23 protein-coding genes and 1 pseudogene are annotated in these 21121 nt (G+C 62.6%); 16 read left to right on the top strand and 8 right to left on the bottom strand.

The window, feature by feature from the left end; all coding sequences use genetic code 11:
* Positions 1 to 56: 56 nt before the first annotated feature.
* Positions 57 to 482, top strand: a pseudogene (locus AC0NIL_RS11270) (EAL domain-containing protein); the annotation flags it as partial.
* 45 nt (positions 483 to 527) lie between these two features.
* On the opposite strand, the gene AC0NIL_RS11265 reads toward AC0NIL_RS11270, so the two are convergent.
* On the bottom strand, positions 528 to 947 hold the full coding sequence (locus AC0NIL_RS11265) for a Kazal-type serine protease inhibitor domain-containing protein (RefSeq protein WP_013530021.1): 420 nt from the start codon (positions 945 to 947) through the stop codon (positions 528 to 530).
* A 501-nt stretch (positions 948 to 1448) separates the two neighbouring features.
* Here AC0NIL_RS11265 and AC0NIL_RS11260 point away from each other — a divergent pair.
* The 3 genes from AC0NIL_RS11260 to AC0NIL_RS11250 all read left to right on the top strand — a co-directional run bounded on the left by AC0NIL_RS11260 (position 1449) and on the right by AC0NIL_RS11250 (position 2809).
* Positions 1449 to 1661 (top strand): cold-shock protein, encoded by a 213-nt coding sequence (locus AC0NIL_RS11260; protein WP_006202520.1) that lies wholly within the window; start codon positions 1449 to 1451, stop codon positions 1659 to 1661.
* A 320-nt stretch (positions 1662 to 1981) separates the two neighbouring features.
* The gene (locus AC0NIL_RS11255) at positions 1982 to 2194 is read left to right on the top strand and encodes a cold-shock protein (protein ID WP_013530020.1); all 213 of its coding nucleotides are present in this window, start codon (positions 1982 to 1984) and stop codon (positions 2192 to 2194) included.
* A 183-nt stretch (positions 2195 to 2377) separates the two neighbouring features.
* Positions 2378 to 2809, top strand: a complete 432-nt coding sequence (locus tag AC0NIL_RS11250; protein ID WP_013530019.1) for a BA14K family protein — start codon at positions 2378 to 2380, stop codon at positions 2807 to 2809.
* Positions 2810 to 2936: 127 nt separating this feature from the next.
* Here AC0NIL_RS11250 and AC0NIL_RS11245 read toward each other — a convergent pair whose 3' ends face one another.
* The 3 genes from AC0NIL_RS11245 to AC0NIL_RS11235 form a co-directional block, all read right to left on the bottom strand.
* Positions 2937 to 3575: an MBL fold metallo-hydrolase gene (locus tag AC0NIL_RS11245; protein ID WP_063168837.1), complete on the bottom strand. Its 639-nt coding sequence runs from the start codon at positions 3573 to 3575 to the stop codon at positions 2937 to 2939.
* 137 nt (positions 3576 to 3712) lie between these two features.
* Entirely contained in the window at positions 3713 to 4030 is a 318-nt protein-coding gene (locus AC0NIL_RS11240) for a hypothetical protein (protein WP_013530017.1), read from the bottom strand.
* Between the two features lie 145 nt (positions 4031 to 4175).
* Positions 4176 to 5069 carry a branched-chain amino acid aminotransferase gene (locus tag AC0NIL_RS11235; RefSeq protein ID WP_013530016.1) on the bottom strand — a complete coding sequence of 298 codons (894 nt, stop codon included), beginning with the start codon at positions 5067 to 5069 and terminating at the stop codon, positions 4176 to 4178.
* A gap of 246 nt (positions 5070 to 5315) precedes the next feature.
* On the opposite strand from AC0NIL_RS11235, the gene AC0NIL_RS11230 reads away from it, so the two are divergent.
* The 5 genes from AC0NIL_RS11230 (at position 5316) to AC0NIL_RS11210 (ending at position 11126) form a co-directional block, all read left to right on the top strand.
* On the top strand, positions 5316 to 5849 hold the full coding sequence (locus AC0NIL_RS11230; RefSeq protein WP_024505623.1) for a MarR family winged helix-turn-helix transcriptional regulator: 534 nt from the start codon (positions 5316 to 5318) through the stop codon (positions 5847 to 5849).
* Positions 5836 to 6555 (top strand): response regulator, encoded by a 720-nt coding sequence (locus AC0NIL_RS11225; protein ID WP_013530014.1) that lies wholly within the window; start codon positions 5836 to 5838, stop codon positions 6553 to 6555. Before AC0NIL_RS11230 ends, AC0NIL_RS11225 begins: the two co-directional genes overlap by 14 nt.
* A 49-nt stretch (positions 6556 to 6604) precedes the next feature.
* A complete protein-coding gene (locus AC0NIL_RS11220) occupies positions 6605 to 8020 on the top strand; it encodes an ATP-binding protein (protein WP_013530013.1) in 1416 nt (471 codons plus the stop codon).
* A gap of 220 nt (positions 8021 to 8240) precedes the next feature.
* Complete coding sequence (locus AC0NIL_RS11215) at positions 8241 to 9263, top strand: glycosyltransferase family 4 protein (protein ID WP_027162148.1); 1023 nt, start codon at positions 8241 to 8243, stop codon at positions 9261 to 9263.
* A gap of 288 nt (positions 9264 to 9551) precedes the next feature.
* Positions 9552 to 11126: a hypothetical protein gene (locus AC0NIL_RS11210; RefSeq protein ID WP_275952429.1), complete on the top strand. Its 1575-nt coding sequence runs from the start codon at positions 9552 to 9554 to the stop codon at positions 11124 to 11126.
* Positions 11127 to 11241: 115 nt separating this feature from the next.
* Here the strand turns inward: AC0NIL_RS11210 and AC0NIL_RS11205 are convergent, their stop codons facing one another.
* The 3 genes from AC0NIL_RS11205 to AC0NIL_RS11195 all read right to left on the bottom strand — a co-directional run bounded on the left by AC0NIL_RS11205 (position 11242) and on the right by AC0NIL_RS11195 (position 12776).
* Complete coding sequence (locus tag AC0NIL_RS11205; RefSeq protein ID WP_473573565.1) at positions 11242 to 11601, bottom strand: tRNA-binding protein; 360 nt, start codon at positions 11599 to 11601, stop codon at positions 11242 to 11244.
* Between the two features lie 27 nt (positions 11602 to 11628).
* Positions 11629 to 12129, bottom strand: coding sequence for a type III secretion system chaperone family protein (locus AC0NIL_RS11200; RefSeq protein WP_013530009.1), 501 nt, complete (start codon positions 12127 to 12129; stop codon positions 11629 to 11631).
* A gap of 344 nt (positions 12130 to 12473) precedes the next feature.
* Positions 12474 to 12776: an accessory factor UbiK family protein gene (locus AC0NIL_RS11195; protein ID WP_063168840.1), complete on the bottom strand. Its 303-nt coding sequence runs from the start codon at positions 12774 to 12776 to the stop codon at positions 12474 to 12476.
* A gap of 169 nt (positions 12777 to 12945) precedes the next feature.
* Here AC0NIL_RS11195 and lgt point away from each other — a divergent pair, with 169 nt between their 5' ends.
* The 6 genes from lgt to AC0NIL_RS11165 all read left to right on the top strand — a co-directional run bounded on the left by lgt (position 12946) and on the right by AC0NIL_RS11165 (position 18782).
* Positions 12946 to 13800: a prolipoprotein diacylglyceryl transferase gene (gene lgt / locus AC0NIL_RS11190; RefSeq protein WP_013530007.1), complete on the top strand. Its 855-nt coding sequence runs from the start codon at positions 12946 to 12948 to the stop codon at positions 13798 to 13800.
* Positions 13797 to 14885, top strand: a complete 1089-nt coding sequence (locus tag AC0NIL_RS11185) for a class I SAM-dependent methyltransferase (RefSeq protein ID WP_027162150.1) — start codon at positions 13797 to 13799, stop codon at positions 14883 to 14885. Before lgt ends, AC0NIL_RS11185 begins: the two co-directional genes overlap by 4 nt.
* A gap of 105 nt (positions 14886 to 14990) precedes the next feature.
* The gene (gene pgeF, locus AC0NIL_RS11180; RefSeq protein ID WP_063172937.1) at positions 14991 to 15785 is read left to right on the top strand and encodes a peptidoglycan editing factor PgeF; all 795 of its coding nucleotides are present in this window, start codon (positions 14991 to 14993) and stop codon (positions 15783 to 15785) included.
* Positions 15785 to 16936, top strand: coding sequence for a M24 family metallopeptidase (locus AC0NIL_RS11175; RefSeq protein WP_013530004.1), 1152 nt, complete (start codon positions 15785 to 15787; stop codon positions 16934 to 16936). The genes pgeF and AC0NIL_RS11175 overlap by 1 nt, the downstream gene beginning before the upstream one ends.
* 43 nt (positions 16937 to 16979) lie before the next feature.
* Positions 16980 to 17609 carry a hypothetical protein gene (locus AC0NIL_RS11170; RefSeq protein ID WP_063168841.1) on the top strand — a complete coding sequence of 210 codons (630 nt, stop codon included), beginning with the start codon at positions 16980 to 16982 and terminating at the stop codon, positions 17607 to 17609.
* 237 nt (positions 17610 to 17846) lie between these two features.
* A complete protein-coding gene (locus tag AC0NIL_RS11165) occupies positions 17847 to 18782 on the top strand; it encodes a ribose-phosphate pyrophosphokinase (RefSeq protein ID WP_013530002.1) in 936 nt (311 codons plus the stop codon).
* A 12-nt stretch (positions 18783 to 18794) separates the two neighbouring features.
* On the opposite strand, the gene AC0NIL_RS11160 is transcribed toward AC0NIL_RS11165, so the two are convergent.
* A complete protein-coding gene (locus tag AC0NIL_RS11160) occupies positions 18795 to 19679 on the bottom strand; it encodes an AraC family transcriptional regulator (RefSeq protein WP_013530001.1) in 885 nt (294 codons plus the stop codon).
* A 151-nt stretch (positions 19680 to 19830) separates the two neighbouring features.
* On the opposite strand from AC0NIL_RS11160, the gene AC0NIL_RS11155 reads away from it, so the two are divergent.
* Positions 19831 to 21072, top strand: coding sequence for an MFS transporter (locus AC0NIL_RS11155; protein ID WP_063170320.1), 1242 nt, complete (start codon positions 19831 to 19833; stop codon positions 21070 to 21072).
* Positions 21073 to 21121: the final 49 nt, after the last annotated feature.

Raw genomic sequence — 21121 nt, 5'->3', positions numbered from 1 at the left:
TCGGCGCCGCAGGTTCAAGGCTTCGCTTGCTGTCTCGTCCTTTCGTCGGTGCGGAAAGATCAAATCAGCACACCGCGATCCGGCCCCAGCAAATCTGGCTCGAGGCCACGGAGCGCGCGTTCATCGATATCAACTCGGCCCGCTCAACGCTCGTTCGTGCCCGCGAACTTGGCCACGCAGTGGCAATCGACGACTTCGGCACCGGCTACTCCAGCCTGTCCTATCTCGAGGGGCTGCCGCTCGATGCGCTCCTAATCGACAAATCGTTCATCGATACGATCAGCACGAATTCCGCCACCAATTCCGTCACCGCGCATATCATCGACATGGCCAAGACACTAAAGCTGAAGATCGTTGCCGAAGGCGGGGAAACGCAGGCGCAGGCCGACTACCTCGCGGCGCGCGACGTCGACTACGGCCAGGGCCGGCTGTTTGCCAGACCCATGCCCGCGTCCGAGTTCGTCGCCGACTGTCGCCGGTGAAACCGACGGCTTGATGATTGTCTTCCTCAACGAGGCGCAGCGTTCTCAGCACGGCCCGTCGCCAACGACGCGATAGTCCGCGGCACGGGCTTCGCAGGAATTGGGGAAGGTGCGCATCTCGCCATGCCGGCGCGCGCACACCGGCGCATATTCGCGGGTGCAGAACGTCTGCTCTTCACCACCGCCGCCGCCGCCACCGCCGCCACCGTCGCGGCACGGACCGTCGCGCACGATGCGGTAGCCGGCCCGGTCGGCAAGACAGGCATTGGCGAAGGTCTGGCGATCGCCGCCGCGCCGGGCACAGACCGGCTCGTACTGCTTGCTGCAATATTGCGGTTCCGGCCGGGGCGGACGCGGACGCGGCCCTGGTCCGTCATCGACGACGACGGTGCAGGCGGCAAGAAGTGCCGACAGCAACAGGATGACAAAACCCTGCCGCGAAAAGATTGCCGCCAGATATTTCATGATGATCTCCCACGATCGCGTCCCCGGTTGCCGATCCTCGCCATTCCCTTGCCAAATGCAATCCCCGTTTGCAGCCCTTTCAGTCGGAAACGCGCTGGGGCTGTAGGCGGCGTCGACTTCCTCGGCCACCTCGACATCTGGCCCATTCGTGGCCCGGTTCTGGCCGATGACCCGGCCGGCAAGCAAGCCTATGCCGAGCCCATCGATGCTCAGGTCAGTCGATTGATGCGTCGGGACGCGCCAGTACGGCGGCCCGCGGCGGTATCTTGCAACCATCACGTTTCCGTGCGATAAATTCCGTGTTCGGGCATTTGCGACCCGGAGAGCGGAACGTTTTGGACGACCTTTCCCCGATACTGTGAATCTCTGACGGCCCCGTTTTCGGCGGGGGGTTTGACCATGCGCCAATGCATGACTGCCGAAGCAACCACCGGGAACTGCCCTTTGCGCCAGGCGGCGGGCGGGACCACCAAAGACTGAACGGGTGAAGGAGTTTCCCCAATGGCCCAGACCGGCACCGTTAAATTCTTCAACGCGACCAAAGGCTTCGGTTTCATCACGCCCGATGGTGGCGCCAAGGATGTGTTCGTCCATATCTCCGCGATCGAAGCTTCCGGCTTGCGCACGCTCGTTGACGGCCAGAAGGTCACCTTCGACGTCGAGCCGGACCGCATGGGCAAGGGCCCCAAGGCCGTCAACCTCCGCGCAGCCTGAGCCATCGGCGCGCCGCATGTCACTCAGACGTGCGACGGAGGCTCCATGCCTGCACCTGGCCTGGAGAGGGATCTGAATTTTGAAAGGCGCGGCGATCTTCGTCGCGCCTTTTCCTTATCGAAGGCGCGGGCCAGTGATGTCGCCCAAGCGGCCGGGTTCTGGGCAACGACTTGCATAAAAACAAAGACCCGAAGCATGCCGCAACGTGCTTTAGACGCCCGCAAAACTTTCTCTTGCCGATGACGCTAAAATAAAGGACAAATTTCCACTCGGGCATTTGCCGGCCCGAGACTGGAGTTTATGGGACAAAGGAGCTTCCCATGCCGCAGACCGGCACCGTCAAATTCTTCAATCATGCCAAGGGCTTCGGCTTCATCACGCCCGATGATGGCGCGAAGGATGTTTTCGTCCATATTTCAGCTGTGCAGGCGTCCGGTCTTCCCGGCCTCGAGGATGGGCAGAAAGTGTCGTTCGATACCGAGCCGGATAAGCGCGGCAAGGGTCCCAAGGCCGTCAACCTGTCGGTCGGCTGAGCCGGCTTCGAACCGGCGCTCCCGGGCAGATCGCTCCCTTGAGAGCCTGTGATTTTTGACGTCCGTTTTGAATAAACACGTTAAAATCCGTTCAGCCCCCGTTCAGCCACGGTCGCATATTAGTCTTCGGTAAAGCCGGACCGCATCCCCGAAACTGCACGGGCCGGAACGAAGGAGACCGACATGAACCGAATTTTCAAAACCGCCGTCCTGGCCGCTGCCGTGGCCGCCACCACGCTCACGGCCTTGCCCGCCGCCAATGCGCGCGACTGGCGCCGTCATCATGGCCATCACGGCAATGGCGATGCCATTGCCGCCGGCGTGCTCGGCCTCGCGGCCGGGGCGCTGATCGGTGGCGCATTGGCCAATGACCGCCCGCCGCCCGACGCTGACCGCTACTACGATGACGGTTACTACGATCGTGACGTCGTGGTGCGCCCGGCCCCGGTCCGCCGCTATTATGCGGAGCCGCGGGTGGTCTACGCCAATCGTTATGCCGAACCGTGGACGCGTGACTGGTACGAATATTGCTCGGACCGCTACCGCAGCTTCAATTCCCGTACCGGCACGTTCACCGGCAATGACGGCGAACAGCATTTCTGCACTGCCAACTAACCAAGGGCTTCCCTGCCCCAAAACAGAAAAGCGCTGACCGCAAGGCCAGCGCTTTTTTGTTGTGGTCTCTACAATGTCAACGGTCTGCTTGAGGCTGATGAAAAACAGCTACGGTTCCGAGCCTGGTTCAAGTCAAAAAAGGATTGGTCCGCCTCTCCTCGCCAAAACGTCCGCCGGCACCGTGGCCACAGATGAAGCCGATGTCGTCGCCGAGCGGCAGGAGCTTGTCCTTGATCGAAGCGATCAGCGCCGTGTGGTCGCCGCCCGGCAGGTCGGTGCGGCCGACCGAGCCGCGGAACAGCACGTCGCCGACATGGGCGAACTTGGCTGCGCGGTTGTAGTAGACGACGTGACCGGGCGCATGGCCGGGGCAGTGCAGCACCTCGAACACATGGCCGCCGAACGACACGGTCTCGCCTTCGGCCAGGAACCGGTCGGGCACGCAGTTGCGCGCTCCGGCGATGCCGTAGCGCTTGCCCTGGTTTTCCAGATTGTCGAGCAGCGACTTGTCGGCCTCATGCGGACCGATGATCTCGACGCCGAGCGCCTCCTTCAACTCCATTGCACCGCCGGCATGGTCGATGTGGCCATGCGTTATCCAGATAGCTCCGGCTGAGATCGCATTGTCCTTCAGCACCGCCAGTACCTTGTCGATATCGCCGCCCGGATCGACGACGACGCCATGCTTGTCATCCATGTCGAACAGGATGGTGCAATTCTGCTGGAACGGTGTGACCGGCACGATGCCGGCATTGAGCTGACCCATGATCGTCCTTTCGATGTTCACGGGTGATGTAGAGGCGCGGACAAAGGGCGTCCACCCTCGAAAGACGAACAGTCAGTAGCCCCAAAACGGAAATGGGCGGCCGAAGCCGCCCATTTGAAAAGACCGAAACGGCCTGCTTACTTCTTCATGGCGCCCATGACCGCGCCGAGAATGGCGGTCAGGATCGCGCCGCCGCCGGCGCCGCCGACGATGTTCTGCAGGTTCAGCGCGCTGCCGAGACCGCTCGTTGCTGCTGCCGCAGCCGCCGGATCGACCGCACCGCCACCCAGCAGGCTGCCGAGGATCGCCGCACCACCGACGCCGCCAATGGCTCCGCCCAGGATTTTGGGAAGCTGACCCATCGCCGCCGTCTTGAGCGCCGCACCGACCGCCTGACCACCGATGATGCCAGTAATCACCTGTATGATGATCGGAAGAAGCGTGTTCATGTCCATATGATTAGTCCCTCCATAGCTGTCAGCCTCCCGGGCCGACACCATCATGAGACGCCGAATTGGACGAAAGTCAAATGCAGAAACGCTGAAATAAAAGGGGCGGCCCGAAAACCGCCCCTACTTCTTAAAAAAGCTGTGGCTTTCGTTATTCTGCGGCGATCGCGTGCTTGGGCTGAACGGCCGCAGAATAGTCATTCATAAGATTCTTGGCTATTTCGCCGACCTCGAATCGGTAAGGCCCGATCTCCGAAACCGGCGTCACTTCCGCTGCCGTCCCGGTCAGGAAGCACTGCTCGAAGCTTTCCAGCTCTTCCGGCAGGATGGCGCGTTCAATTACCTCCAGGCCGCGATCCTTGGCCAACCCGATGACCGTGCGGCGGGTGATGCCGTCGAGGAAGCAGTCGGGCTTGGGTGTGTGGATCTTGCCGTCCTTGACGAAGAAGATGTTGGCTCCGGTCGCTTCGGCGACCTGGCCACGCCAGTCGAGCATCATGGCGTCGGCATAGCCCTTGGCCTCGGCGGCGTGCTTGGACATGGTGCAGATCATGTAGAGCCCGGCGGCCTTCGACTTGGAAGGCGCGGTGCGCGGGTCGGGCCGGCGCCATTCCGCCACATCGAGACGGATGCCTTTCAGCTTCTGCGCAGGATCGAAATAGCTTGGCCATTGCCAGATGGCGATGGCGCAGTTGATGCGGTTGTTCTGCGCCGAGACGCCCATCTGCTCACTGCCGCGCCAGGCGATCGGCCGGACATAGGCGTCCTGGAAACCCTGCTTCTTGAGAAGCGTGGAAGAGGCGTCGTTGAGTTCGGCCACCGAATACGGGATCTTGAAACCGAGCAGGCGTGCCGATTCATGCAGGCGCTCGGTGTGTTCGTTGAGCTTGAAGATCTCGCCGCCATAGGCGCGCTCTCCCTCGAAAACAGCGCTGGCGTAATGCAGCCCGTGCGTCAGCACATGGATCTTGGCGTCACCCCATTGGACGAATTCGCCGTTCATCCAGATGAAGCCATCGAGTTGATCGAAGGGAACGGATGCCATGGTAACCTCCCACGGGCGGCAGCCCGGATAGTTGTATCGTTGTGTGTTTCGTGTCGGCCGCCCAAAGCGGCTTTTATGGTGGAGCGTAGGCGGATAATTGCGCTCTGGCAAACTTAGGAAATTCCGGAAAAACCGGCTTCCCTTGCCTTTTCGTTCGCAATCCGCCCAAAAGCTTGTCAAAAATTACCATTGCAGGGAAATTACGTCAATAGTACTGACATAATCTCTCTTTCCCACGGAGAAATAATGACGGATCGAAGCCCAGCCGCCGGAAAACCGATCAGGACCGCAATGTCGGTCGAGGACGGCATCGACTTCGCCATCATCGAGCTGCTCTTCTTTGCCTATCGCGACTTCACCTCCGATCCGGACCAGATCCTGGCCGATTACGGCTTCGGCCGGGCCCACCACCGGGTGCTGCATTTCGTCAACCGCAGGCCGGGCCTGACGGTCGCCGAACTGCTCGACGTGCTGAAGATCACCAAGCAGAGCCTGGCCCGTGTGCTCAAGCAACTGATCGACACCGACCATATCGTGCAGTTGCAAGGTCCGCGCGACCGCCGCCAGCGCGAACTTTATCCGACAGCCAAGGGCCGTGCGCTGGCGCTGGCGCTGGCGCGGCCACAGTCGCGCCGCATCCATGCTGCATTGGGGGATTCCGGAGTAACCGAACGGACCTTGGTGGAACGGTTCCTCGAAGCGATGGTCAATCCGGAACTGAGGGCGCAGATCGACGTTGGGTCCGCAAAAATGTCAGGGAAAAGCCATGGAGAGCACTGAACGGGTCGATCACGCGGCCGCGCCGGACGACGACGCGCCGCATCTGCTTGTCGTCGACGACGACACCCGCATCCGCAATCTTCTCAAGCAGTATCTGACCGAAAATGGCTTTCGCGTCACCGTTGCCGGCAATGCCGGCGAAGCCAGGCGCAAGCTTGCCGGCCTCGACTTCGACCTTCTGGTGCTGGACGTCATGATGCCCGGCGAGACGGGCGTCGACCTGACCAAGTCGCTGCGGGCCGAAAAGAACGTACCGATCCTGATGCTCACAGCGCTGTCGGAGACCGACAGCCGCATCTCAGGGCTGGAGGCTGGCGCCGACGACTATCTGCCAAAGCCGTTCGATCCGCGCGAGCTGATCCTGCGCATCAACAACATCCTGCGCCGCGGTGGCCCGGCGACCACGCCCAAGGTCGAGCAGTTGGTCTTCGGCCCCTATACCTTCCAGATCGCCCGGCGCGAATTGAAGCGTGGCGGCGAGGCGTTGAAGCTGACCGATCGCGAGCAGGAGATCCTGGCGATCTTCGCCGCGCGGGCGGGCGAGACGATACCCCGCCACGAGCTTGTCGGCGACGATTCGGAAGTCGGCGAGCGCACCATCGACGTCCAGATCAACCGGCTGCGCCGCAAGATCGAGCGCGATCCGTCCAATCCGGTCTGGCTGCAGACCGTACGCGGTATTGGGTATCGGCTCAGCGTGGAATAGAATGCCGCCTGCGGCCGGCTGAACGGCTGCGGGCAAGCGAAAAGAGCGAATGGCAACCACGGAACTGGAACAGCCGGGCAATGGCGGCTTGAGCGCACGCGCCGCGCGGACGCTGAAGGCGGTGCCGCGCGCCTGGAACCGCTTCTGGCGCCTCGTCTCGCTCTATATGCCCAAGCGGCTCTATGCCCGCTCGCTGATCATCGTCATCGCGCCGATGATCCTGCTGCAATCGGTCGTCGCCTTCGTCTTCATGGAACGTCACTGGGCAACCGTGACGCAGCGCCTGTCGCAGGCCACCGTGCGCGACATCGCCGCCATCATCGACCTGATCGAGACCTATCCGCGCGATGCCGACTACACCAACATAATCCGCATCGCCCAGGACCGCATGCAGCTGAAGGTCGACCTCTTGCCGCCCGACCCACTCCCCGCGCCCGGTCCAAAGCCGTTTTTCTCGATTTTGGATGATGTTCTCTCGTCCGAGATCACCCGCCAGATCAACCGCCCGTTCTGGATCGACACGGTCGGCAACTCCAACATCGTCGAGGTGCGCGTGCAGCTCGAGGGCAAGGTGCTGCGCGTCTTCGTGCGCCGCAGCCAGGCCTATGCCTCGAACACCCACATCTTCCTGATCTGGATGGTCGGCACCTCGCTGGTGCTGCTGATGATCGCCATTCCCTTCCTGCGCAACCAGATCCGGCCGATCCTGATGCTTGCCGAAGCCGCCGAAAGCTTTGGCAAAGGCCGGCCGATGCCGCGCGATTTCCGGCCGCGCGGCGCCGAGGAGGTTCGCCGCGCCGGCTTTGCCTTCATGCAGATGCGCGAGCGCATCGAACGCCAGATCGAACAGCGCACCGCCATGCTGACCGGCGTCAGCCATGACCTCAGAACCATCCTCACTCGCTTCAAGCTGCAGCTGGCGCTTTCCGGCGGCAAGGCCGAGACCAAGGCAGCGCTCGACCAGGACATCGACGACATGCAGTCGATGCTCGAAGGCTATCTGTCCTTTGCCCGCGGCGAAGCTTCGGAAGACGCCGGACGGTTCGATCTCGAGGCCTATTTCGAAAAGCTCGACGAGGAAGCCAGGCTGCGCAAGCGTAAGCTGTCGACGACGCTTGCCGGCGATCACGATGTGCATGTGCGGCCCAATGCCTTTGCCCGGCTGATGTCCAACGTCATCGGCAACGCCTTCCGCTATGCCAAGACGGTGGAGGTCAACGCCACCCATGGCCGCGGCTCGCTGCTGGTCACCATCGATGACGATGGTCCGGGCATTCCCGCCGATCGACGCGAAGACGTGTTCAAGCCTTTCGTGCGGCTCGACGAGGCCCGCAACCTCGATGCCAGCGGCACCGGGCTCGGCCTGTCGATCGCCCGCGACATCGCCCGCTCCCATGGCGGAGACATCACTCTTGAAGACAGCCCGCTCGGCGGACTGCGCGCCATCATCAAGGTTCCGGCATAACCGGGCACGATTCCGAAAAGTGGAAACGGCTTCATCCGCCCGTCATGAAACCATGATCAAGAGCGCGCATGAAGCGCGCGACCTCAATTGATTCGGCCTTGCCGCCTCACTTCGACCCCGTACCTGTCCGGGTGCGCTGGAGCGAAGCGAGAGCAGCAGGCTGGTCGCCGTTCCGGCATCGTCTCAAGGCAACCGTCGACCTTTCAAGCAAAGGGCCGCCATGCGCATACTGATGGTCACCGATGCCTGGCGCCCGCAGGTCAACGGCGTCGTCCACACGCTGGAGCGGCTCACCGAGACGCTGAAGTCCTTCGACGTCGCGGTGGATTTCCTGACGCCCAATATCTTTCGCACCCTGCCCTTGCCGACCTATCCCGACATCAGGCTGGCGCTGACCACGCCCGGCCATGTCGCGCGCCTGATCGACGCCGGCAAGGCCGACCACATCCACATCGTCACCGAAGGACCGCTGGGCATCATGGCGCGGCGCTATTGCCGCAATGCCGGCCGTCCATTCACCACCAGCTATCACACGCGCTTTCCCGAATATCTCAGCGCCCGCCTGCCGGTGCCGGAAAGCTGGGCCTATCGCTGGCTGCGCGATTTCCATAATTCCGGCCAGGGCACGCTGGTCGCCACCCAGTCGCTCGCCGACGACCTTTCCGCGCGCGGCTTCACCAAGCTGCGGCCATGGACGCGCGGCGTCGACACCGACCATTTCCGCCCGGACAGGAAGAAGGACCTCGGCTTCCCCGGCCCGATCTTCCTCTGCGTCGGCCGCGTCGCCATCGAAAAGAACCTGGGTGCTTTCCTCGACCTCGACCTGCCCGGCAGCAAGGTGATCGTCGGCGAAGGCCCCGAGCTTGCCAGGCTGAAGGCGAAATATCCGCAAGCGCATTTCCTCGGCCATCGCCCCAACGACGAACTGGCCGAGATCTATGCCTCGGCCGACGTCTTCGTCTTCCCGAGCCGCACCGACACGTTCGGCAACGTCATCATCGAGGCACTGGCCAGCGGCACGCCGGTTGCCGCCTATCCGGTGACCGGGCCGATCGACATTGTCGGCGATGGTTTTGGCGGCGCGGTCTCCAACGATTTGCGCGAGGCCTCACTCGCCGCGCTCAACGTCGACCGTGCCGAGGCCCGCGAACGCGCCATGCGCTACAGCTGGAAGGCCTGTGCGGAAATGTTCCTCGACACGGTCGAGGAAGCACTGGGCACACCGCGAAAGCTGGCGGCCTGATCGTGCTTTTCGTTATCCAAGGGCGAAGCTGACACACCGCCACGGATGACAAAGCGCGGCGACGCACAATCAACCGTTAGTCTGCCACGGCACCTTGTTTCAAAGGGATGTTCGGCATGACGTATTGTGCGACTTCGAAGCCATGACCAAGTCAGATTGACAACGCAGTTCAGGGCTGCGTAGTCATCCATACTTGAGCCGCGCCGTCATCTCGCCCTCCCAACGACATGGAGAATCCTTGGCAATTGTCGGCGACTCAAAATTTACCATTTCTACCTACATTGCGGCATGCTCGAAGCAACAGTCAGCAACAAAATCAACAGTTACACGAACCATTTCATCAGGCCCGAAGGTACCTTGCTGATAGTTCTGCTGGTGGTGGCTTTCTTGCCCGTACTGCTCGTCGACATACCCGCTATGGCAGACTATCCAAATCATCTCGCAAGAATGTCGATCCTGATGCGCGCCGGTACGCCCGAAGCCCATCCCTACTATGAAGCCGCGTGGGCACCCTACCCTAATCTAGCCATGGATCTCGTCGTCCCGTTCGCTGGGCGCTTGATCGGGATCGAGCTGGCATCAAAGCTTTTCTATCTAGTCTCGCAAATGCTGGTCGTCAGCGGGGCAATGGCCGTCGGAGCGGCCGCACAGGGGCGTGTGATCCTCAGCGGCTTCGTCGCTTCGCTCTTCCTCTACGCCATGCCTTTCGCTTTCGGATTCGTGAATTTTGAATTTGGACTCGGGATCGTTCTTTGGTCCATCGCGGTTTGGATTTGGCTTGCGGAAAGACCTTTGCCGCTGCGCCTTGCGATCCACGCCGTCTTCGTCGTGGTTCTGTATATCTCTCACCTATTTGCCCTCGGCCTGTATGGCATTGTGGTGGGGCTGTACGAACTCTCCCGCTGGCCAGACCATATTGAGAATTGGAAACGCACGATCTTGCTGGTTGCCGGAATGGCTGCTCCGGTCGTCGCAGTTGGCGCCCTGGCGCTCGCCTACGGCGGCAAAGTGGGTGGCGAAGGAACCGAATGGGCCCTGTCGGCGAAATTGTTGGCGCTGGTTCAAGTCAACGGCTTCAGCAGATACACTTCCTCAGCCGTGACCGTGGTGCTGGTCATTCTCAGTTACCTTGCGGTGAAGCACAGGATGGTGGCGGTCTCTCGCGTCGGCTGCTGGATAGGCTTTGGGCTCTTGTGCCTGTTCATTCTCATGCCGTTTCGCGTTGCGGACACGGCCTTTGTCGACGGGCGCGTCCTTCTGGCGCTTGTTCTGATCCTGCCAGCCTTCGTCACGATCAAGCGTCCGCAAGGCTCGCGTGGAACACTTCTCGTCGCGCTGGCGTTTGGCGCCGGGCTTGCAAACAGTGGCATCGCGATCTGGGCCCAATTGTCGTGCCGCGGCGAATATCGTGCCCTTATGACCGCGTTCGACGCCATTCCAATGGGTTCGCGAATCCTTACCGGCCAGAATGGCCTCCCAGACGACCCGCCAACGAATCTGCTCCTTTATCCAATGTACAATGCTGCCGCGTTGGCTGTAGTCACACGCAATGCACTGATGCCAACGCTGTTCACCTATCCGGGAAAACAGCCGGTGAGGCCCCGGCCGGAAGTGGCAAACCTGACCGTACCGCAAGGCGGGCCTATCCCGATGTCTGAGCTGGAGGCCTACGCCGCCGGTGCTTTACCACCGGTCGAGGCAGCGTATGCAGCGCATTGGACCCGTGACTTTGACTATCTGCTGGTAATCGCGCCGGAGCGCAGCCCGCCACGACACGGCAACCTTGAATTAATCGCCGAAGGCAAACAGTTCAAATTTTACAGAATAAGGAAATTGGTCGACGCGGACAGGAAAAGCGGATGATGTCCACGCGCGACACTCCTGTCACGACATGGCATGAAATTCATGCTGAAGCATCTGCCGAAAGGATTATCAATCCATCCCGGTTCGCGGGGGATTCCGATCCCCAGTTGAGACCCTAAAACAACCGCCCGCCATCCGGCACCTTACGCTCGATCGCGCCGAGCACCACGGCGCCCTCTTCGTCGGGAAAGCCGAGAGTGAGCACTTCCGACATGAATGGACCGATCTGGCGCGGCGGGAAATTGACCACCGCGAACACCTGCCGGCCGATCAGCGTCTCCGGTGTATAGTATTTGGTGATCTGCGCCGACGATTTCTTGATACCGATGCCGGCGCCGAAATCGATCTTCAGCTTGAACGCGGGCTTGCGCGCCTCGGGAAACGGCTCGGCCTCGACGATCGTGCCGGCGCGGATGTCGACACGATCGAAATCGGCAGAACTGATCTCGGGCTTGCGCTCGGTGTTCGAACTCATCTTGGTCTTGTCTGCCTTAACGGGGACTCAGGCGTTGCCGTAGGTCTCGAACAGCACACCGGCCAGGGCATCCTTGGCCGAGGTTCCCGACCAGACGACGAACTGGAATGCCTGGAAATAGCATTCGCAGGCTTCCAGCGCCGACGACAGCAACACTTCGACCTGCTGGCTCGACGGCTCGACCCCGCCGGCCAGCAGCAGCGACTGGCGGAACATGATCGCGCCCTCCTGCTCCCAGAGGTCGAAATGGCCAAACAGCATCTGCTCGTTGATCAGCGACAAGAGCCGCATCACTTCCAGCGTGCGGGTCTCCGGCACCTTGATATCGAAGGCGCAGGCCAGGTGCAGCGCCTCGAAATCCTCCATCCACGAAAAGGAGACGTGATAGTCGGTCCAGCTTCCGGCAACCGAGATCGAAATCTCGTCGTCGCCGGCCCGCTCGAAAGACCAGTCGTTGTTGTGGGCCACCTGCTCGATAACATCCACCGGATGGATTTCGCGGGAGAATTCGAGTTCGAGAAGTTCCATGGAATGCTTCCTGTCGTTCTGTACGAGCGCCGCCACACGCTCCGCGGGAGGGCACACACAACGAACAATCTTGTCTAGAACTCGGACGGCCAGGACTTTCCTCGCGCAAAGACGACTTCTCGACGCAAAGACCCCAGACCGGACCCCACCGCCCGGTCGCATGATCCTGCTCCGAATCATGCAACAAATTCAGTCTATTGATCGGGAGTCGCGTGAACAGCCCAATTTTTCGCACTGCGTCATTCGCATGTGGAAAGCCGCTGTCACAAAGATTCATGCAATGCCGTTAAGCGATTCACGGCAAAGCGCTTTTCAGGATCGGGCTATGTGGAAAAGTTTAACGATTATTTTTTTGTGCGCGGCTTGGCGGCCGTCGCTGATGTGGCGTCGCCGGCCAGTTCTGCAAGCTTCGCCTCGAGCGCCTCGATGCGGGCGGCAAGGCGGGTATTCTCTTCCCGCGCTTTGGCGGCCATCTCGCGCGCGGCTTCGAACTCTTCGCGCTGCACCACGTCCATCGTGTTGAGAATGCGCTCGGCCTGCCCCTTGAAGGCGGTCTCCACCTCACGGCGCACGCCCTGGGCGGCGCCGGCGGCGTCGGTCATCAGCTTGGCGAATTCATCGAGAATGCGGTTCGGTCCGGTCGACATGGCAAATCCTCGCGCTTGCACAAAATTGACGTAGTGGCGCCGCGCGTCGAATGCAAGCTTGTTGCACCTTGCTGCGGCATCAAGTCGAGTGCGCCCACCTTGCCTTGACCCTGCCAAAACCCTGCCGCATGGTCCGCGCCGAAACACGTTCGCAATCGAGAGTTCCCCGTTGAACGAATATTTCCTGCTGCCGCTGGCCTCCCTGCCCTTCCCCAACATCAACCCGATCCTCATCCAGATCGGGCCGCTGGCGGTGCACTGGTATGGCGTCGGCTATATCGTCGGCATCCTGTTCGCCTGGTGGTATGCCAAGCGGCTCGCCGCCAATGCCAGGCTGTGGCCGAACGGCGTCCTGCCGATGAAGCCGGAGGATCTCGACGATTTCATCGTCTGGGCGGCCATCGGCGTCGTGCTCGGAGGCCGCACCGGCTATGTGCTCTTCTATGATCTGGCGCGCTACATCGCGCACCCGCTCGATATCTTCGCCGTGTGGCAGGGCGGCATGTCGTTCCATGGCGGCCTGCTCGGCGTCATCCTCGCCATGACGCTGTTTTCCATCAAGCGCGGCATCCGCACCTGGTCGCTGTTCGATGTCGTGGCGGCCGGCGTGCCGGTCGGCCTTGGCCTGGTGCGCGTCGCCAACTTCATCAATTCCGAGCTGTGGGGCCGGCCAACCGACGTGCCCTGGGCGTTCGAATTCCCCAATGGCGGGCCGTTTGCCCGTCATCCGAGCCAGCTTTACGAGGCGCTTCTGGAGGGCGTGGTGCTGTTCCTCGTGCTGCGCATCCTCACCCATTCGCGCCTCAGGCTGAAGACGCCGCGCTTCGTCGGCGGCGCCTTCATCTGCGGCTACGGCCTGTCGCGTATCTTCGTCGAGTTCTTCCGCGAACCCGACCAGCAGCTCGGCTATCTCCTCGGCACCAACTGGTTGACCATGGGCATGATCCTGTCGTCGCCGATGGTGTTGGCCGGCATCTGGGCGATGCTGACCGCCAAGCCGGTGGCACAGCCGCAGCCGGCATGACACGGCTGAAGACCCGCATCGTCGACCTGATCGAGGCCCTGGGGCCGCTTCCCGTCAACGAGTACATGGCGCTCTGCCTGTTCGACCCGGCGGACGGCTACTACACGACGCGCGAGCCCTTTGGTGCGGGCGGCGACTTCATCACCGCGCCGGAAATCAGCCAGATGTTCGGCGAACTGGTCGCCGTGTGGCTTTATCAAGCCTGGCTGGCGGGCGGCCGGTCGCGGTCGGCCACCATCGCCGAGATCGGACCCGGCCGCGGCACGCTGATGAAGGACATGCTGCGCACGCTGTCGCGGCTCGATCCTGACCTGGCCAACGGCGCCACCTTCGCCATGATCGAGACAAGCCCGCGCCTGACCGAGGTGCAAAAAAAGACGCTTGGCGTCACACCCTTCGCGGTTGGCTGGCACGAAACCATCGAGACCTTGCCGCAACAATCGCTGTTCATCGTCGGCAACGAACTGTTCGACGCCGTTCCCATCCGCCAGTTCATCCGCGCCGGCGCCGGCTGGCGCGAGCGCATGGTCGGCCTCGACGAGACCAACGACCTTTGCTTCTTCGCCGGCGCCGGCTCGGTCGACCCGACGCTGCTGCCCGCCGATGCCGCTCACGCGCCGCAAGGCGCGATCGCCGAAGTGGCACCTGCCCGCACCGCGCTGATGGCAACAATCGCCGAGCGCATATCCAGGCATGGCGGCGCCGGCCTGTTTCTCGATTACGGCCATTTCCAGCCGGGTGTCGGGGACACGCTGCAGGCCTTGCGCAGCCACGATCACGAAGATGTGCTGGCCAATCCCGGTGAGGCCGACCTCACGTCCCACGTCGATTTCGCCGCCCTTGCCGCGATCGCGCGTGCACATGGCCTCGAAGCCCATCTGACGACACAGGGCGACTTCCTGCTCGGCATGGGCATCCTCGAGCGCGCCGGCCGCCTTGGCGCCGATGCCGGTCAGGCGGCGCGCGAAAGGATCGCCGGCGACGTCGAGCGCCTCGCCGGGCCGCAAGCCATGGGCGAGCTGTTCAAGGTGCTTGCGGTGCTGCCTCGCGGCGTGGCGGTTCGGCCCTTTGCCGAGGCGGATTGACTTTTTACCGCCGCCCCTCCCAATCTCCCGTCCGCGCTTTGCAGCCTGTTCTCGACCAAGCACCTTCTTCTTGACGAAACCGCCCACACGGACAACAACGCCCGCATGCTGAATCAGACCAAACCGGATCCCGTTCGGTCGCCGCTGCTGGACAAGGCGCAGGCACAAGGCATCCGCCACGGCTATTTCACCCGCGTCGGCGGTGTTTCCGGCGGCATCTATCAGGGCCTCAACATCGGCACCGGATCGGATGACGACCAGGCGCTGGTTGCCGAGAACCGCGCCCGTGTCGCTGCCTGGATGGGCGTGCCGGCAAGCCATCTGTTGACCGCCTGGCAAATCCATTCGCCCGATGTCGTCATTGCCAGGGAGCCCTTTGCCGGCGAGCGCCCCAAGGCGGACGCCATCGTCACCGACCGGCCGGGCATCGCCATCGGCGCCTCGACCGCCGATTGCGGTCCCGTGCTGTTCGCTGATGCGCAGGCGCGCATCATCGGCGCTGCGCATGCCGGCTGGAAAGGCGCGTTCACCGGCGTGCTAGAAAACACCATCCTGGCGATGGAAAGCCTCGGCGCCCGGCGCCAAAACATCGTCGCCGTGCTAGGCCCCTCCATCGGCCCGCGAAACTACGAGGTCGGCCCGGAATTCGTCGCCCGCTTTGTCGAAGCCGACGCCGAAAACATCCTCTATTTCGCTCCGTCCGCCAATGCCGGCCATGCGATGTTCGACCTCAACCGCTACACGGTTGACCGGCTGGCCAAGGCAGGCGTGACGGCTGAGGGCCTAGACCGCTGCACTTACGCCGAGGAAGGCCTGTTCTACTCCTATCGGCGCACCACGCATCGCAAGGAGCCCGATTACGGCCGGCAGGTTTCGGCAATTGTCTTGGAGAGGGAATAATGGCGCTGCATTTTGAACGATCTGAATTTGACGCGCGGCGCGACCGGCTGATCATCGAGATGGCCGAAAAGAAGCTCGACGCCATCCTGCTGTTCGCGCAGGAAAGCATGTATTGGCTGACCGGCTACGACACGTTCGGCTTCTGCTTCTTCCAGTGCCTGGTGGTCAAGGCCGACGGTTCGATGGTGCTTCTGACCCGCTCGGCCGACCTGCGCCAGGCACGTCAGACCTCGATTATCGACAACATCGTCTTGTGGACCGACCGCAACGGCGCCAATCCCGCGGTCGACCTGCGCAATCTGCTCAACGAACTCGACCTGCTCGGCGCCCGCATCGGCGTCGAATACGACACCCACGGCCTGACCGCCTTCAACGGCCGCCGCCTGGACGAGCAGTTGCAGACCTTCGGCCAGATCGCCGATGCGTCCGGCATTGTCGGCCGGCTGCGCCTGTTCAAGAGCCCGGCCGAGATAGCCAAGGCCGAGAAGGCCGCCAATCTCTCCGACGATGCGCTCGACGCGGCACTGCCGCTGATCAAGCAAGGCGGCGACGAAGCTCTGATCCTGGCCGCCATGCAGGGCGCGATCTTCGCCGGCGGCGGCGACTATCCGGCCAACGAGTTCATCATCGGCTCCGGCGTCGATGCGCTGCTGTGCCGCTACAAGGCCGGCCGCCGCAAGCTCACCAAGAACGACCAGCTGACGCTCGAATGGGCCGGCGTCTTCAACCACTACCATGCGCCGATGATGCGCACGGTGCTGACCGGCAAGGTGTCGAAGCGCCATCAGGAACTGTTCGACGCCGCCCGCGCAGCACTCCTGGCTGTCGAGAAGGCGATGATGCCGGGCAACAGCTTCGGCGACGTCTTCGATGCGCATGCCCGCACCATGGAGGCACACGGCCTGACCAAGCACCGGCTGAACGCCTGCGGCTATTCGGTCGGCGCCCGCTTCACCCCGTCCTGGATGGACATGCCGATGTTCTACCAGGGCAATCCCGAACCGATCGCGCCCAACATGACGCTGTTCGCCCATATGATCATCATGGACTCCGACACCGAGACGGCGATGACGCTTGGCCGCACCTACCTGACCACCGAATCCCAGCCCAGGCCGCTGTCCCGCCATGATCTCGACTTGATCGTAAAGTGAATCCACAGTGGGAGGCGTTCTTCGCCAAGGAGTTAGAAGGCAAATGAGACGATCGCATGTGACGACCGTGTCATTGCTTGTGGCATTGGCTCTTGCCGCCTGCACCAACGCAAAGGACGTGCTCGAACCGTCGGCGATCACCCCGCCGGCGACGTCGACCCAGACGCTGCCCGCAACGTCAGGCAACACGGCGGCAACGGTTCCGGCCGGACCCGCCACCAGCACGTCTGGCGCTCCCGCAACCGCCGCCGCACCGGTCACATCGGCCCAAAGCGCTGCCATCCTGTCGAAGACCCGCTTGCAGATCGCGCCGATCGTAGGCGCTTCGGTGGAAGCTGCGACACCTCTGACGGCGGAGTTGCAGACCCGTGCCAGGCAGCGCGGCATCACTCTCGCCGGCAGCGCCGACCAGACCGTGACACATGTGCTGAAGGGCTATTTCTCGACGATGTCGGAAGGCGCCGACACCACCGTCATCTATGTCTGGGACGTCTATGACCCCGCTGGCAACCGGCTGCACCGCATCAATGGCCAGCAGAAGGCTCCGTCGGTCAATTCCGGCGCCAGCGCGGGCGGCGACAGCTGGAAGGGGATCTCGCCGGCCACCATGCAGGCGATCGCCGACCAGACCATCGACCAGTTCGCCGCCTGGCTCGGCGGCAAGGCGGGCTAGAGGCATCGGACCCCAAAGTGGAGACGGTTTTGGGAAAATCCGATGCCCAATGAGAAGAAGAACCAGCACAAATCCCCTGCTCCGTGTTGCAGTCCGGCGATGGCGCGGAGCTTTCTTGAGTTTAGCCGGCGGATTCCCGATCTCGGCGCTTGCAATACCAGCGCGGGCCGCTAAAAGCCCGGTTAAAGGGCGCAAGCGAGTCCGTCAGGCCTCATCATCCTCCACCAGGAACCGTGCATGAAACTCTTCGCGGGCAATTCCAACAGGGTGCTGGCCGAAGCAGTCGCCCGGTACCTCAATGTCCCGCTGGGCAAAGCCACGGTCAGGCGCTTCGCCGACCAGGAAATCTTCGTCGAAATCCAGGAAAACGTGCGCGGCGAAGATGTCTTCATCCTGCAGTCGACCTCGTTTCCGACCAACGATCATTTGATGGAACTGCTCATCATGATCGATGCCTTCATGCGCTCCTCGGCCAAGCGCATCACGGCGGTCATCCCTTATTTCGGCTACGCCAGGCAGGACCGCCGCGCCTCCGGCCGCACGCCGATCTCGGCCAAGCTGGTTGCCAACATGATCACCCGCGCCGGCGTCGACCGCGTTCTGACGCTCGACCTGCATGCCGGCCAGATCCAGGGCTTCTTCGACATCCCGACCGACAATCTGTTTTCCGTGCCGGTCATGGCCCGCGACGTGAAGGCCAAATACAAGCAACTCGGCAACGTCGTGGTGGTTTCGCCCGACATTGGCGGCGTGGTCCGCGCTCGTGCGCTGGCCAAGCGCTTCGATGCGCAACTGGCCATCGTCGACAAGCGCCGCGAACGGCCGGGCGAATCGGAAGTGATGAACATCATCGGCGCGGTCGCCGGCAAGGATTGCCTGCTGATCGACGACATCGTCGATTCCGGCGGCACGCTGTGCAATGCCGCCGATGCACTGCTGGCCAACGGCGCCACCAGCGTCACCGCCTACATCACCCACGGCGTGCTGTCGGGCGGTGCCGTTGCCCGCATCAGCGGCTCGAAGCTGCAGGAACTGGTGATCACCGATTCCATCCAGCCGACCCAGGGCGTGCTCGACGCGCCCAACATCCGCGTCATCTCGATCGCCGACCTGATGGGCGAAGCCATCTCGCGCACGGCGACTGAGGAATCGGTGTCCAGCCTGTTCGACTAAACCCGCCTGCCCTTAAGGCGCGGAGCTTTCCAACCGAACCGGGCCGATCAGGCGACGAGCGACCTCGACGTTCTCGCGTGCGCCGCGCATATAGCCGCGCGGCGAGGTCCCCAGCATGCGCTTGAACATGGTGATGAAGGCCGGCACGCTGTCATAGCCGAGATCAAGCGCCACCCTGGTGATCGGCTCGCCGTCCGCCAGCCTGGGCAGCGCCGCGAACAGGCAGGCCTGCTGGCGCCATGTCGACAGCGACAGGCCGGTCTGGCGCTGGAAGGCGCGCGTGAAGGAACGGCGGCTCATGCCGGCTGCATCGGCCCACTCGTCGATGGTCGCATGCGGCGACGGTGCTGCGACGAAGCGTCGGCACAGCGCCGACAATCTTGGATCCGACGGAAATGGTAGCCCAAGAGGCCGTTCCGGCAAGGTCGGGATTTCGTGCAGCAAAAGGTTCATGATCAGCCCACCGCGTCCTTCCAGAACGCCGCCTTGCGGGAGCTTCTCCGATTCCACGATCAGGCTGTGCATCAGGTCGGTGACGCCGACGACGCGCAAGCCTTCGGGCAGCCCGGGGATCGCCTGTGGCATGACATAAACCGAACGCATCGAGACGTCGCCCAGCATCTCGACGGAATGCTCGGTGCCGGCTGGAATCCACATCGCGTGGTCGGGCGGCACCATCCAGCGCCCGTAGCGGGTCGTCACCAGCACCACACCGACAAGCGCATGCAAGAGCTGGCTGCGGCTGTGGCGGTGCTGTGGCACGCGGTAGCCGTCAGGATATTCGGTCGGCAATGCCACCGCCGGCCCGGCCACTTGCTCAAGCCACTGCCAGCGGCTCTCGTGCAACTGGCCGAGATTGGCATTGCCAGCGTGAAAGACTTCTTTGCCGTGCGGCATCTAGTTATGGCCCACTTGCGAAACTATTGGACCAAACCACGAAAGAAGTCGTCTCGCAAGCGGCTTATAAGGCACCGTCCCTAGGATGGCCGCAAGGAGCGTCCGCCAGTTGCCTGCGGGCGTGCCCGCCAAAAAGACCACGGAGCCTACCTTGACCGATACGACAGCAGCCAGCGTCGCCCCACCGGCGAGCGCCAGTCACGCCTCAGCCCAGGCGACGGCCTTCACCGTCATCCTGGCGGTGAGCTTCTGCCACTGCATCAACGACATCATGCAGTCGCTGCTATCGGCCATTTACCCGCTCCTGAAAGAGAATTATGGCCTCGATTTCTGGCAGATCGGCTTGTTAACCTTCACTTTCCAGGTGACCGCATCCTTGCTGCAGCCGCTGATCGGCATGATCACCGACAAGCGGCCGATGCCCTATTCGCTGCCCTATGGCATGGCGTCGTCGCTGATCGGCCTGATCGTGCTCGCCTATGCCGGGCATTATTCGCTGCTGCTGATCGGCGCCTCGCTGATCGGCATCGGCTCGGCGATCTTCCACCCGGAATCCTCGCGCATCGCCCGCTTCGCTTCCGGCGGCCGCTTCGGCCTGGCGCAGTCGCTGTTCCAGGTGGGCGGCAATTTCGGCCAGTCCATGGGGCCGCTGCTGGCGGCCTTCATCGTCGTGCCGTTCGGCCAGACCAGCATTTCCTGGTTCGCCGTCGGCTCGCTGATCGGCATCATCGTTTTGTGGCAGGTCGGCGGCTGGTACAGCCGGCTGCGTGCCGCGCAGGGCACCCGCAAGGCGGCGAGCTTCGTTTCGCCCTTCCCGCGCCGCAAGGTGATGAATGCATTGATCGTGCTGACACTGCTGGTTCTGAGCAAGAATGCCTACATCGCCAGCCTCGCCAGCTACTACACCTTCTATTCCATGCATAAGTTCGGCGTTTCTGTGCAGATGAGCCAAGTCATGCTGTTCCTGTTTCTCGGTGCCTCGGCGCTGGGCATCCTGCTCGGCGGCCCGTTCGGCGACCGCTATGGGCAAAAGGCGATGATCTGGTTCTCCATCGTCGGCGTGCTGCCCTTCACGCTCGCCCTGCCCTACGCCAATCTGGAATGGACGATGGTGCTGACGGTGCTGATCGGGCTGATCCTCTCCTCGGCCTTCTCCAACATTGTCGTCTTTGCGCAGGAGCTCGTGCCGGGCCGCGTCGGCATGATCGCCGGCATCTTCTTCGGCTTCGCCTTCGGCATGGGCGGCATCGCGGCGGCCGTGCTCGGCGTCGTCGCCGACATGAAGGGCATCGATTTCGTCTTCCAGATCTGCTCCTATTTGCCGTTCCTTGGATTGCTGACCGTGTTCCTGCCCAACATGAAGGAAGCGCGCAAGGCGCAGGCGGCCGCCTAGATCAGGCCTGAAACCCACGCAAGGAAAAGCACCCGCCGGACGGCGGGTG

It is taken from the genome of Mesorhizobium sp. WSM1343 (genome assembly GCF_055901535.1).
This window is presented reverse-complemented; position numbering and strand designations above follow the sequence as displayed.

Bases quoted from the DNA above. Each gene is read 5' to 3' on its own strand.
- AC0NIL_RS11195 (WP_063168840.1), bottom strand. From the start codon at position 12,776: ATGTCGACCGGACCGAACCGCATTCTCGATGAATTCGCCAAGCTGATG.
- AC0NIL_RS11235 (WP_013530016.1), bottom strand. From the start codon at position 5,069: ATGGCATCCGTTCCCTTCGATCAACTCGATGGCTTCATCTGGATGAAC.
- AC0NIL_RS11245 (WP_063168837.1), bottom strand. From the start codon at position 3,575: ATGGGTCAGCTCAATGCCGGCATCGTGCCGGTCACACCGTTCCAGCAG.
- AC0NIL_RS11210 (WP_275952429.1), top strand. From the start codon at position 9,552: ATGCTCGAAGCAACAGTCAGCAACAAAATCAACAGTTACACGAACCAT.
- AC0NIL_RS11200 (WP_013530009.1), bottom strand. From the start codon at position 12,129: ATGGAACTTCTCGAACTCGAATTCTCCCGCGAAATCCATCCGGTGGAT.
- AC0NIL_RS11175 (WP_013530004.1), top strand. From the start codon at position 15,785: ATGGCGCTGCATTTTGAACGATCTGAATTTGACGCGCGGCGCGACCGG.
- AC0NIL_RS11225 (WP_013530014.1), top strand. From the start codon at position 5,836: ATGGAGAGCACTGAACGGGTCGATCACGCGGCCGCGCCGGACGACGAC.
- AC0NIL_RS11250 (WP_013530019.1), top strand. From the start codon at position 2,378: ATGAACCGAATTTTCAAAACCGCCGTCCTGGCCGCTGCCGTGGCCGCC.
- pgeF (WP_063172937.1), top strand. From the start codon at position 14,991: ATGCTGAATCAGACCAAACCGGATCCCGTTCGGTCGCCGCTGCTGGAC.
- AC0NIL_RS11165 (WP_013530002.1), top strand. From the start codon at position 17,847: ATGAAACTCTTCGCGGGCAATTCCAACAGGGTGCTGGCCGAAGCAGTC.
- AC0NIL_RS11230 (WP_024505623.1), top strand. From the start codon at position 5,316: ATGACGGATCGAAGCCCAGCCGCCGGAAAACCGATCAGGACCGCAATG.
- AC0NIL_RS11255 (WP_013530020.1), top strand. From the start codon at position 1,982: ATGCCGCAGACCGGCACCGTCAAATTCTTCAATCATGCCAAGGGCTTC.
- AC0NIL_RS11215 (WP_027162148.1), top strand. From the start codon at position 8,241: ATGCGCATACTGATGGTCACCGATGCCTGGCGCCCGCAGGTCAACGGC.
- AC0NIL_RS11185 (WP_027162150.1), top strand. From the start codon at position 13,797: ATGACACGGCTGAAGACCCGCATCGTCGACCTGATCGAGGCCCTGGGG.
- AC0NIL_RS11160 (WP_013530001.1), bottom strand. From the start codon at position 19,679: ATGCCGCACGGCAAAGAAGTCTTTCACGCTGGCAATGCCAATCTCGGC.
- AC0NIL_RS11240 (WP_013530017.1), bottom strand. From the start codon at position 4,030: ATGGACATGAACACGCTTCTTCCGATCATCATACAGGTGATTACTGGC.
- AC0NIL_RS11260 (WP_006202520.1), top strand. From the start codon at position 1,449: ATGGCCCAGACCGGCACCGTTAAATTCTTCAACGCGACCAAAGGCTTC.
- AC0NIL_RS11205 (WP_473573565.1), bottom strand. From the start codon at position 11,601: ATGAGTTCGAACACCGAGCGCAAGCCCGAGATCAGTTCTGCCGATTTC.
- AC0NIL_RS11220 (WP_013530013.1), top strand. From the start codon at position 6,605: ATGGCAACCACGGAACTGGAACAGCCGGGCAATGGCGGCTTGAGCGCA.
- AC0NIL_RS11265 (WP_013530021.1), bottom strand. From the start codon at position 947: ATGAAATATCTGGCGGCAATCTTTTCGCGGCAGGGTTTTGTCATCCTG.
- AC0NIL_RS11170 (WP_063168841.1), top strand. From the start codon at position 16,980: ATGAGACGATCGCATGTGACGACCGTGTCATTGCTTGTGGCATTGGCT.